This window comes from Bradyrhizobium sp. CER78, from assembly GCF_029846235.1.
In the GTDB taxonomy this organism is placed as follows: Bacteria; Pseudomonadota; Alphaproteobacteria; order Rhizobiales; family Xanthobacteraceae; genus Bradyrhizobium.
In genome coordinates, this window is record NZ_JARVWP010000034.1 from 23,465 (window position 1) to 34,778 (window position 11,314).

An 11,314-nucleotide genomic window follows, 5' to 3' on the forward strand; every position below is an offset into this window, starting at 1 on the left:
GTTAGACCGCCGGATCGATTGGAGAGGACGGCGTGCCGGCGGCCTCGACCGCCTCGCCCGCGGCGAGACAGAGATCCTCGCGGTAACGCGCGGCCACGAGCTGCACGCCGACCGGAATCCGCCCGACGAGGCCGGTGGAAACGACGAGCCCGGGCAGCCCCATGAACGGGATCGCGATCTGCGGCAGCTGCGCGTGCCACACCCGCGCGAACGACGCCTCGTCCTTGCGGTCGAGATGATCGGGGAACGGCAGCTCGCCGGACACCGGCATCAGCAGCACCGGATATTTGTCGAGGAAGGCGAACCAGTCGCGCGTCAAGGTCGCGCGACGGGTCAGCGCCTGCGACAGGTCGAACGGGTGCACCCTTGAGCGGACGCCGCGCAGGCAAGCGAGCGCGCCTGGATCGCCCTCGCGCTCGGCAAACGCAAGCTGGGCCTCGTAGCCGTCGCCGAGCCAGAGCCGGGTCTGGATCTCGGCCGCCTCGCGCAGCGACGGCGTGTCGGCGATCTCCTCGACGATCCAGCCGGCAGCTTGCAGGCGCTTGCCGGCATCGGCCACCGCGGCGACCACTTCCGGCACCGGGTTGAGACCATCGGGGTTGAGGCACATCGCAACGCGCTTCTCGCGCGGCGGTCCCTCGAGCGGCACCGGCGCGTACCAGGGATCGCGATAATCGGGCGCCGACATCGCCGCGAGCGAGATGCGCAGGTCATTGACGGTGCGCGCCAGCGGGCCCGAGACCGCGCTGATCTGCGGACCGATCGGACGCTCCGGCAATGCCGCGTTGAAGGCCGGAATGCGGCCCATGCTCGGCCGCAGGCCGTGCACGCCGCAGGCATAGGCGGGATAGCGGATCGAGCCAGCGATATCGGTGCCATGCGCGATGTGGCCGATGCCGGCAGCGACCGCGGAGCCCGCGCCGCCGGACGAGCCGCCCGGGGTGATGGCTGGATCGCGCGGATTCTTGGTGTCGCCGTGAATGAGGTTGGTGGTGAACCAGCGATAGGACACCGCCGGACAATTGGTGCGGCCGAGCAGCACCGCGCCGGCCTTGCGCAGATTGGCGACCACAGGGTTATCGGCCTTGGCGATCAGGTCGCGCTGCGCCTTCAGGCCGTTGGTGGTGGCGTAGCCCTCCTGGTCGACATTGACCTTGATCGTAACAGGCACGCCGGCGAGCGGACCGACCGCCTCACCGCGCGCAATTGCCGCATCGATCGAGGCGGCCTGCGCCAGCACGTCGTCCGGCCGGTGATCGACCACCGCGTTGATCTTCGGGTTGACCGCATCGAGCCGGGCGAGCCCGGCCTCCGCGGCTTCCTTCGCCGATACCTTCTTCGATTTGATGAGGCCGGCGAGCTCGGTTGCCGACAGACGCCAAAGATCCTGCATGAGACACTCCGTATGACGGAGGCGTTTTAGCGCTACATGCAGAGCAAGGCCAGCTTCCCGCCGCGTAGCCGGTTAGCGGAAATGCGCGACGTAATAGGCAAGGTCGCCGATCTGCTCCTTGGTGACCGTCTGCATCACGTCCGCCATGGTGGCGTCGTAGCCGTGGCGGCTGTTGTCCTTGTATTCGGCCAGCGTCTTGGCGAGGTAGTCCTCGCGCTGATTGGCGATGCGGGGGACGTTGTCCTTGCCGGAGAAATCGGTGTTGTGGCAGCTGTTGCAGCGGTTCTGCTGCGCCAGCGCCTGGCCCTTTGCCATCTGCGCGGGGTCGCCGGCGTCAGTGGGCGGCGTCGGCTTCGGCAAGGTGGCGATGAAATCCGAGAAGCTGCGCAAATCGTCGTCGGTCATCGATTTCGCCATCTCGTTCATCGGGTCGAATACCCTGAGCTTCTCGCGAAACATGAACAGCTGGATCAGCGCATAGGGCGCCTGCTGGCCGCCGAGCGAGGGCGTGTTCTCGGTTTCCGACGTGCCGTGCTCGCCGTGGCAGGCAAAGCACGCCGCGGCACGTTCCTGGATGGTCTCGGCATTGGCGGAGAAGCTGATGGAGGCCAATACAAGCGAGGCGATCATTATCTTACGCATTGGCCACTCCCGGCATTTCTGTCATTCCGGGGCGATGCGGAGCATCGAACCCGGAATCTCGAGATTCCGGGTCTGGTGCTGACGCACCAGCCCGGAATGACGTTGTTGATTGTTACTGATTGGCGACCTTCGGCTTGCCGTAGCTGACGCGATAGACCGCGCCGTTCCAGTCGTCGGAGACCAGCAGCGAGCCGTCCTTCAGCAGCATCACGTCGACCGGACGGCCGACATACTTGTTGTCCTCGAGGAAGCCGGTCATGAACGGCTCGACCGACTTCACGGTGCCGTCCTTGTTCAGCCTCACGACGACGACGTCACCGCCCTGCTTCTGCGACTTGTTCCAGGAGCCGTGGCGCGCGACGAAGATCACGTTCTTGTAGGTCTTCGGGAACTGGCTTCCGGTGTAGAAGCGCATGCCGAGCGACGCCGTATGCGGGCCCATCAGGCCGACCGGCGGCGTGTAGTCCTTGCAGTTCTTGCCCCAGCCGAGCTCCTGGTCGATGATGTTGCCCTGGTAGCAGAACGGCGCGCCGAAATCCTCGCCCGCCTTGGTGACGCGGTTGAGCTCGTCTTCCGGCACCGTCTCCGACAGCCAGTCGCGGCCATTGTCGGTGAAGTACATCTGCTTGGTCTCGGGATTCCAGTCGAAGCCGACCGAGTTGCGGACGCCGAGCGCGTAGACCTCGGCGCCGGAGCCATCGAGATTCATGCGGCGGATCTGGCCGTGGTCGGCATCATGCAGCACGTTGTTGCCGGGCTGGCCGACCGGAACATAGAGCTTGTTGTCGGGACCGATGGCGATGAACTTCCAGCCATGCGCCTCGTCCTTCGGCAGCTTGTCGTAGATGACCGTCGGCTTCGGCGGGTTGTCCAGATTGTCCTCGATCTTGTCGATCTTGGAGACCTTCGAGAGCTCGGCGATGTAGAGCGTGCCGTCCTTGAAGGCGACGCCGTTCGGACGATAGAGGCCGGAGGCGATCACCTTGACCGAGCGCTTGCCGTCCTTGTTGACGATGGCATAGACCTTGTCGACGAGCCGGCTGCCGACGAACACGGTGCCCTTGTCGCCGAGCGCCAGCGAGCGCGCATTGGCCATGCCGGCGGCATAAACCTCGACATTGAAGCCGGCCGGCACCTTGAGCTTGGCGAGCGGCAGCTTGTCGGGCGCTGACGGCAGAGGCGGCGGCGCCACCGGCGCGAGCTTGGCGGCAGCTTCACTGTCCGGACGTCCGATCAAAGGCGAGCCCGGCGCCAGCGGCTGAGCGGCCGGGGCTGCACCTGCGGCGGGCGCAGCGGCCGGCTGCTGCGCTGCAGCAGAGAGCGTGAACGCGCCCAGCATGGCCCCCGCCAGCAGAAGGCTGCGCGGTGCGAACGAGTGTTTTTTCATGATGATCTCCCCTGGGTGGAAGCCTTTGTTCATCGCGCCATTAACGTCGATCGGCGCCATCAGGCTTTCCGTTCATAGTCTTGCGAATTTGTCCGGACAAATGCAATCGGAAACATGCTGACATCGTCCAACGCATGGTTGTGACCACGGTCCAACGCATCGTTGTGACCGCGCGGCCGTGTCCGCGCTCGTCAGTGCCTTGGCTCAGTGCCTTGTCATGGAGCGGTCCGGGCGATCGAGGATCGCCTCGGTGAAGGGAAACTCCAGCACGATCTCGCCCTCGTCGTCGGTCACCTCGATGACCGCGCTGAGCAGCGCGCCGTCGGCGCCTTCGGTCTTGAGCAGTTCGCGAATCATCGCCCGCGCCATCTCCCACGCGCGATCCGGGTCGCGCAGGATTTCGCCGTCGGGATCGGAGATCAGCTCGTCGCCGATACGGGTATTGAAGAAATAGCGTGGCATCGGCTGAACTCGGCTCGGTTAGTCGCTTCCCGTGACGGGGAAGCACAGAATCGTCATCAGGACCTTCGGAGGATCATCTGGCCCTGTCTCTTAGTCCAAGATCACCATTCACCGTGTGGCGAACAACAGGAAAAAGGTCTGATGGCACCGGGTTTTGACGGGAAACGCGCGCACAAATTTGTGAGTGGGCCGGATTTGCCTTCTGCAGTGCAGCATGCCGTTCCGCAGGGCGCCTAGCGAAAAATTTAAGTGGCGAACTTTTTCAACCACAGTAGTTTACCTGCAGGGCGGAAAGTTCGTCCGGTTGCAACAAGGAGAGCCAAATGGCCTGGAAAGCACCGAAGATCGTCGAAGTGTCGGTCGGCATGGAAATCAACATGTATATGTGCGCCACCCGCAAGTAAGCGGCAGCGCCCTATACACGTTTAGCGGTTTAGCGCAGGTGGACATCCGGGCGTAACGCGCTCCCGAGCACGGGGGTGTGTTCCAAAGCCGGAGTCCACCTCGTAACGTTTTTGGGGTCCACGTTGGATCCACGTTCAACGTCTCCAGGGGACGGATCATGCTTCGTGTCGTCGTCCTGGGTGCCGCGGCGGGTGGCGGCGTTCCGCAGTGGAACTGCGGCTGTGCCGTGTGCAGAACGGCACGAAGCGACCATCCCGAATTGCAGAGCACGCAAGCCTCGATCGCCGTCAGCGGCGATGGCGTGCACTGGTTCCTGGTCAACGCCTCCCCGGATCTCCGTCAGCAGCTGATCGCAACGCCGCAACTGCATCCGAAGCCCGGCGCGCTGCGCCACAGCCCGATCGCCGGCGTCATCCTCACCAACGGCGAGATCGATGCCGTCACCGGGCTGCTGTCGATGCGCGAGGGCTCGCCGTTCGCGATCTACGCCCATGAGCGGGTGCTGGCGATCCTGCGCTCGAACAGCATCTTCAACGTGCTGAGCGAAAAGAACGTCGCCCGGCTGCCGATCGCGGTCGACAAGGCCTTCGAACCGGCCCTGCCCGACGGATCGCCGTCGGGGCTCGAGGTCCTGCCGTTCGAGGTTCCCGGCAAGGGCGCATGGTATCTCGAGGGCAAGGCGCATCCGGCGGGCGCCGACGGTGTCGGCGATACGCTCGGCCTGCGTATTGCGGACAAGCAAAGCGGCAAATATTTCTACTTCCTGGCCGCCTGCGCCCGTGTGACCGACGACCTGAAGGCACGGCTCAAGGGCGCGCCCTTGGTGTTCTTCGACGGCACGGTGTGGCGCGACGACGAGTTGATTGCGGCGGGGCTCGGCAACAAGACCGGCCAGGGCATGGGACATATCGCGATGTCGGGCGATCAGGGCGCGATCGCAAGCCTCGCCGGGCTCGACATCGGACGAAAAGTGTTTTTGCATATCAACAACTCCAACCCGGCGCTGCTTGGGACCTCGGCCGAGCGCAAGGCGGCCGAACAGGCGGGCTGGCAGATTCCCTCCGACGGAACGGAGATCGTGCTGTGAATGTGGTGCCTACCTCTGGAATGACCGCGCTCTCGATCGGCAAGGGCATCACGCTCGAAACTGCCGAGGAGATGGAGGCGACGCTGCGTACCATCGGTGCGACGCGCTATCACAGCCTGCACCCGTTCCACCGCCTGCTGCATGGCGGCAAGCTCAACAAGGGCCAGGTCCAGGCCTGGGCGCTCAACCGCTATTACTACCAGAGCACGATCCCGCTGAAGGACGCGATGGTGATCTCGCGCTTCCGCGACCGCAACACACGGATCGAATGGCGCCACCGCATCGAGGATCATGACGGCGATCTCGGCAATGAAGGCGGCATCGAGCGCTGGCTGAAGCTGACCGAAGGGCTCGGCCTCGACACCGCCTATGTGGAGTCCACCGAAGGCATCCTGCCGGCGACCCGCTTTGCCGTGGAAGCCTATGTGCATTTCTGCCGCGACCGCACGCCGCTGGAGGCGATCGCCTCCTCGCTCACCGAATTGTTCGCGCCGAACCTGCATGAGGAGCGCATCTCGGGGATGCTGAAGCATTACGACTTCGTCAACCCCGACATCATGAGCTATTTCAGCCGCCGCCTGACCCAGGCGCCGCGCGACGCCGGCTTTGCGCTCGACTACGTCAAGCAGCATGCCAGGACGCCGGCCGAGCGCGAGGCAGTGTGCAACGCGCTGATCTTCAAGACCAACGTGCTGTGGGTGCAGCTCGACGCGCTCTACCACGCCTATGTCGACGGCCACATTCCGCCCGGCGCCTTCGTGCCGAAGACAGGTTAGAGCATGATCCGGAAAAGTGCGAAGCGGTTTTCCGAGAGGATCATGCTCAAACAAGGAGCTAAAGTGCGATGACGATTCAACTCAATCTCATCGCGCTTTAGAGACAACATCATGGCCAGCCGCAACATCAGCGTCAGCGAGACCAGCCGGCCGAAACTGCCGCGCCACACCAAGCTGAAATTCGACGAGACGCGGCAGGTCTGGGTGATCCTGGCGCCGGAGCGCGTGCTGGCGCCGGACGAGATCGCGGTCGAGGTGCTGCAACTCTGCGACGGCGTCCGCAGCGTCGCAGCGATGGTCGACCAGCTCGCGGAGAAATACGCCGCCCCGCGCGAGGCGATCGCGACCGACGTGATCGCGATGCTGCAGGACCTCGCCGACAAGGGCTTTCTCACCGAAGCGCGCGAGAGCACAGCATGAGTGACACGCTCGCCGGCAACAAGACGACGACCGCACGCCCGACCGACGGGCTCGCGGTGCTCGAGCAAACGCGCTCGGCGGCCGAGACCTACGGCATCCCACTCGCGGTGCTGCTCGAGGTCACCCACCGCTGCCCGCTGCAATGCCCCTATTGCTCCAACCCGGTCGAGCTCGACCGCGGCTCGACCGAGCTGACCACCGACGAGTGGAAGAAGGTGCTGAGCGAGCTGGCCGAGCTCGGCGTGCTGCAGATCCATTTCTCCGGCGGCGAGCCGACCGCGCGCAAGGACATTGTCGAGCTGGTGCAGCACGCGACCGATGTCGGGCTCTATTCCAACCTGATCACCTCGGCCGTGCTGCTGACCAAGGACAAGCTGTCGGCGCTGGCCGATGCCGGCCTCAGCCATGTGCAGATCAGTTTTCAGGGCAACGAGCCCAACGTCGCCGACCGCGTTGCGGGCCTGAAGGACGCGCACAGGAAAAAGCTCGAAGTCGCGAAATGGACGCGCGAGCTCGACATGCCGCTCACGGTGAATGCGGTGATGCACAGGCAGAACCTGCATCAGCTGCCCGACATTATCCAGATGGCGGTTGACCTCGACGCCGACCGGCTCGAGGTCGCCAACGTGCAGTATTACGGCTGGGCGCTGAAGAACCGCGCCGCGCTGATGCCGACGATCGAGCAGATCGAGGAGACCAGCCGCATCGTCGAGGAAGCACAAGTGCGCCTGAAGGGCACGCTCGCGATCGACTATGTCGTGCCGGACTATTACGCGCTGCGGCCGAAGAAATGCATGGGCGGCTGGGGCCGCCAGTTCTTCAATATCTCGCCGGCCGGCAAGGTGCTGCCGTGTCACGCCGCCGAAAGCATCACCGGGCTCGAATTCTTATCGGTGCGCTCGAACCATTCGATCGCCTGGATCTGGCAGAACTCGGAAGCCTTCAACCGCTATCGCGGCACCGGCTGGATGCCGGAGCCGTGCAAATCCTGCGAATTCCGCGAGGTCGACTACGGCGGCTGCCGTTGCCAGGCCTTTGCGCTGACCGGCGATGCCGGGAATACCGACCCGGCCTGCGCGCTGTCACCGCGGCATGAGGAGATCTTCAAGCAGGCCGAGCGGGAATCCGCCGGCTCGCAGAACCGTTTCCTGTACCGCAACTTCGCCGGCGGCACGCTGGAAGCGGACGACCACCAGGAAAGACCTCATGGCGCCTGATGCCGACGCCGGCAAGGCTGCCAGGCGATCCGATCCCTTTGCTCCGCTGACGTCGGAATGGCTCGATGTCGGCGACGGCCACAACCTGCACGTCGAGAGCGTCGGGCGCGAAGGCGGCATCCCGGCGGTCTATCTGCATGGCGGCCCGGGCGGCGGGTGCCAGCCGGATCATCGCCGGCTGTTCGATCCCGAGCGCTTCCACGCCGTGCTGTTCGACCAGCGCGGCTGCGGCCGCAGCCGGCCGAAGGGCAGCCGCGACCACAACACGACGCAGCATCTGATCGCCGACATGGAGAAGATCCGCGAACGCTTCGGCTTTGCGCGCTGGATGGTGGCCGGCGGCTCCTGGGGCGCGACGCTGGCGCTGGCCTATGCAGAGGCCCACCCCGAGCGCGTCAGCGGCCTTGCGCTGCGCGCGACATTCCTCGGCACGGCCGAGGAGCTGGAGGACGTCTTCCTGCGCGCCTTGCCGCGCTTCTATCCCGATCTCTCGGAAGATTTCCTGAACTTCCTGCCCGAGGATGAGCGTGCGGCGCCGCTTGCGGCCTATTACCGCCGCATCCTCGATCCCGACGCCGCCGTGCATGCGCCGGCCGCACGGGCCTGGCACGACACCGAACGCGTGCTGTCGGAGCACACCCCGAAGCAGACGCGGCTCGATCTCAAGGCCTCAGGCGCCCTGCCCTCGACGCCGTTCATGGAGGCGCACTACTTCGCCAACGATTGCTTCATGCGGCCGCGCCAGCTGATGAACGAGGCCGGCAAGCTCGCCGGGATTCCCGGCATCCTGGTGCAGGGCCGCTACGATCTGCTGTGCCCGTCCGCGACATCGCACGCACTCGCCGCGCGCTGGCCGGGCAGCGAGGTCCGCATCGTCGATGGGGCGGGCCACATCCTCTACGATCCCGGCATCCGCAACGCGGTGATGAAGTCGATCGCGGATCTGGCGGCAAGACAGTGACACGGGCACCCGGCATTCTTCCGCGTGTCGGCTGACAAGGGTAAAACGGCCCCCACCGAGCATCGGCAAGATCGACGCAATTGACCCAATGCGGTCCTGGGAAAGCTGCGCAAGTCAGGAAGCCGGTCTTCTCACAAAAACCGCGTTGCGGTACTCTGGCCCCTCGTATCGGCCGGAACGTCGGAGATTGCGATGTTGGTGCCAGTAACACGCTACGCCAAGAGCGGCGATGTGCACATCGCCTACCAGGTGTTTGGCAACGGGACGACCAACCTGGTGTTCGTGCCCGGTTTTATTTCCCACATCGAGAATTACTGGGAGCATCCCGATACGGCTCGATGGCTGCTTGGTCTGGGGCGTTTCGCGCGCGTGATAATGTTCGACAAGCGGGGCACGGGACTCTCAGATCCTGTGCGCGAAATACCGCCATTAGATCTTCGTATGGACGATGTCCGCGCTGTCATGGACGCGGCTGGCTGTGAAAGTGCGGCAGTGCTGGGCGTGTCGGAAGGTGGTGCGTTGGCTGCGTTGTTCGCTGCAACTTACCCTCAGCGATGCCAGCGGCTTGTGCTCTACGGGGCCTTTGCACGTTGCCCGATCACAACAGAAGCTCTTAAGCCGCTCTTCAAATATATCGATCGGGCCTGGGGAAACGGCCTCAGCTTGCCGTGGTTTGCGCCATCCCGCCAGACCGACCCCGCTATGCTGCAATGGTGGGGACGGTTCGAGCGGCTGGGTGGGAGCCCTGCGGCGGTCACGGCGGTGGTGCGGATGGCCACCGAAACAGATGTCAGCGATGTTTTGTCCTCCATTCGGGTGCCGACATTGGTCATCCACTGCAAGGAGGACACGCTTATCCCCATCGAGAGCGGACATTTATTTGCGCAAAACATCTCCGGCGCGCAATTGATTGAACTACCTGGGCAGGATCACCTCTTCTTTATTCACGAAAAGATCGTCGAATGCATCGAGGAGTTTCTTACCGGATCCGTCTCGGGAGCTGAGAGCCATCGCGTGCTCGCGACCGTCCTGTTTACGGACATTGTAGGCTCGACTGCGCGCGCGGAGCAGATCGGCGACCGACGCTGGCTTGATCTGCTCGACGCGCATCACGCGGCGGTAAGACGTGAACTCGCGCGCTACCGGGGCAGCGAGGTCAAGTCGCTCGGAGATGGATTTCTCGCCACTTTCGACGGGCCCGCACGCGCGGTCCGATGTGCTTGCGCGATCGCCGAGGCTATCCGCTCTCTGGGTATTGACGTCCGCTGCGGTCTGCATACCGGCGAGATCGAGATCGGAGACAGGGACGTGCAAGGTATTGCGGTCCACATTGCCGCCCGTATCTCTGCAGCAGCTTCGGCAGGTGAAATTCTTGTGTCACGAACCGTGAAGGACCTGGTCGCGGGCTCTGGCTTGCACTTCAGCGACCGAGGTGCGCATTCGTTCAAGGGGCTCCAGGACGCAATGGAGCTCTACGCAGCCTCAAGCTGAGGCCGGCGACAACCTCGATCACTACCTTCTTGCAGAGTCCGGAAGTGGCCCATAAGCGAAGTTCGCCCTGACCATCGGAACGTCGGCTTGTTGATGTAAAGCGGAGCAATCTCCCCGATCGAGATGAGTTGCTTTTGACCGGATTTCGTCGCGACGCCAATGTAAGCCGCGTGCTCTAGGCGGCGTAGTCAAGCCGGCGGAATTCTCGGAGAGCTGTTGGCGGCGCCTGGACCGGCGGCCGACGCGGTTGCCTATGCCGGCAGCACGATCACCTTCGTTTTGACGGGCGTTCGCGAATAGAGGTCAAGCATGTCCTGGCTGAGGAGGCCGGTACAGCCGCTCGTAATGCCGTTCCCGATCGTTTCGGGGTCGCTGGTGCTATAGATCGTGTAAAGCGTGTACACCCCATTTTGATAGAGGTAGAGCACGCGGGCACCGAGTGGATTGTCGAGACCTCCCGGCATGCCGCGAGCATATTTGCCCGCCTCCGGCTGGCGCGCGATCATCTCCTTGGGTGGCGTCCAGGTCGGCCATTCGGCTTTGCGGCCGACATAAGCCTCCCCGCTCCACCGGAACCCATCGCGGCCGACATTGGCGCCATAGCGGGTCGCGTTTCCCTCACCTTCAACGCGGTAGACATAGTACTTGCTGGGATCGACGATGATCGTACCGGGCGCCTCATTGCTGTCGTACTTCACTGTCTTGCGAAAATATTTCGGATCGACCTTGCGGACATCGACCGCAGGGATCGGGAATTTCTCGTCGGGCACGGGCCCGTAGACCTTCTCCGCCTCGGCCAGGCTCATGTAGTCGGACGCGCAACCAGCCAGGCTAAGCGCGGCGAGACCGGCAGCGGAGCCGAACAGAAACGCCCGGCGGTCGACAAGCCGCGAGCGATGACCGGGCAGAGCCCCCTCACCCGTCGCGCCGGCGTCGGCAATTCCACGGTCCATCAACATGATTTCGGATTTCCCCTTGTCCCGTCATACGCCCGGAGCAGACTTTGGCATACCGCAGGAAGGTGGAGAAAAAGTTCTTCGTCAGCCGGGGTCGAAAATCTCCTTGACGAACGC

General features: G+C 64.0%; 12 protein-coding genes. 7 read left to right on the forward strand and 5 right to left on the reverse strand.

Features of this window, described 5'->3' with window-relative positions; all coding sequences use genetic code 11:
* Window position 1: 1 nt before the first annotated feature.
* From QDT69_RS36675 to QDT69_RS36690, 4 genes are all read right to left on the reverse strand, one after another.
* A complete protein-coding gene (locus QDT69_RS36675) occupies window positions 2-1,393 on the reverse strand; it encodes an amidase family protein (protein ID WP_279711332.1) in 1,392 nt (463 codons plus the stop codon).
* Between the two features lie 72 nt (window positions 1,394-1,465).
* On the reverse strand, window positions 1,466-2,035 hold the full coding sequence (locus tag QDT69_RS36680; protein WP_279711333.1) for a c-type cytochrome: 570 nt from the start codon (window positions 2,033-2,035) through the stop codon (window positions 1,466-1,468).
* A 112-nt stretch (window positions 2,036-2,147) separates the two neighbouring features.
* Window positions 2,148-3,422: a PQQ-dependent sugar dehydrogenase gene (locus QDT69_RS36685; protein ID WP_279711334.1), complete on the reverse strand. Its 1,275-nt coding sequence runs from the start codon at window positions 3,420-3,422 to the stop codon at window positions 2,148-2,150.
* A 204-nt stretch (window positions 3,423-3,626) separates the two neighbouring features.
* A complete protein-coding gene (locus QDT69_RS36690) occupies window positions 3,627-3,884 on the reverse strand; it encodes a hypothetical protein (RefSeq protein WP_016839844.1) in 258 nt (85 codons plus the stop codon).
* Window positions 3,885-4,207: 323 nt separating this feature from the next.
* Between QDT69_RS36690 and pqqA the strand changes: the two genes are divergently transcribed.
* From pqqA to QDT69_RS36725, 7 genes are all read left to right on the forward strand, one after another.
* Complete coding sequence (gene pqqA / locus QDT69_RS36695; protein ID WP_035635412.1) at window positions 4,208-4,288, forward strand: pyrroloquinoline quinone precursor peptide PqqA; 81 nt, start codon at window positions 4,208-4,210, stop codon at window positions 4,286-4,288.
* A gap of 158 nt (window positions 4,289-4,446) precedes the next feature.
* Window positions 4,447-5,376, forward strand: coding sequence for a pyrroloquinoline quinone biosynthesis protein PqqB (pqqB, locus tag QDT69_RS36700; RefSeq protein ID WP_279711335.1), 930 nt, complete (start codon window positions 4,447-4,449; stop codon window positions 5,374-5,376).
* A gap of 20 nt (window positions 5,377-5,396) precedes the next feature.
* Window positions 5,397-6,152, forward strand: a complete 756-nt coding sequence (gene pqqC, locus QDT69_RS36705) for a pyrroloquinoline-quinone synthase PqqC (RefSeq protein WP_279711342.1) — start codon at window positions 5,397-5,399, stop codon at window positions 6,150-6,152.
* A 111-nt stretch (window positions 6,153-6,263) separates the two neighbouring features.
* Window positions 6,264-6,572, forward strand: a complete 309-nt coding sequence (gene pqqD, locus QDT69_RS36710) for a pyrroloquinoline quinone biosynthesis peptide chaperone PqqD (RefSeq protein ID WP_279711336.1) — start codon at window positions 6,264-6,266, stop codon at window positions 6,570-6,572.
* Window positions 6,569-7,789, forward strand: a complete 1,221-nt coding sequence (pqqE, locus tag QDT69_RS36715) for a pyrroloquinoline quinone biosynthesis protein PqqE (RefSeq protein WP_279711337.1) — start codon at window positions 6,569-6,571, stop codon at window positions 7,787-7,789. Before pqqD ends, pqqE begins: the two co-directional genes overlap by 4 nt.
* On the forward strand, window positions 7,779-8,750 hold the full coding sequence (gene pip / locus QDT69_RS36720) for a prolyl aminopeptidase (RefSeq protein ID WP_279711338.1): 972 nt from the start codon (window positions 7,779-7,781) through the stop codon (window positions 8,748-8,750). The genes pqqE and pip overlap by 11 nt, the downstream gene beginning before the upstream one ends.
* Window positions 8,751-8,942: 192 nt before the next feature.
* Window positions 8,943-10,241: an adenylate/guanylate cyclase domain-containing protein gene (locus tag QDT69_RS36725; RefSeq protein ID WP_279711339.1), complete on the forward strand. Its 1,299-nt coding sequence runs from the start codon at window positions 8,943-8,945 to the stop codon at window positions 10,239-10,241.
* 251 nt (window positions 10,242-10,492) lie between these two features.
* Here QDT69_RS36725 and QDT69_RS36730 read toward each other — a convergent pair whose 3' ends face one another.
* Window positions 10,493-11,200 carry a L,D-transpeptidase gene (locus QDT69_RS36730; protein ID WP_279711340.1) on the reverse strand — a complete coding sequence of 236 codons (708 nt, stop codon included), beginning with the start codon at window positions 11,198-11,200 and terminating at the stop codon, window positions 10,493-10,495.
* Window positions 11,201-11,314 lie beyond the last annotated feature (114 nt).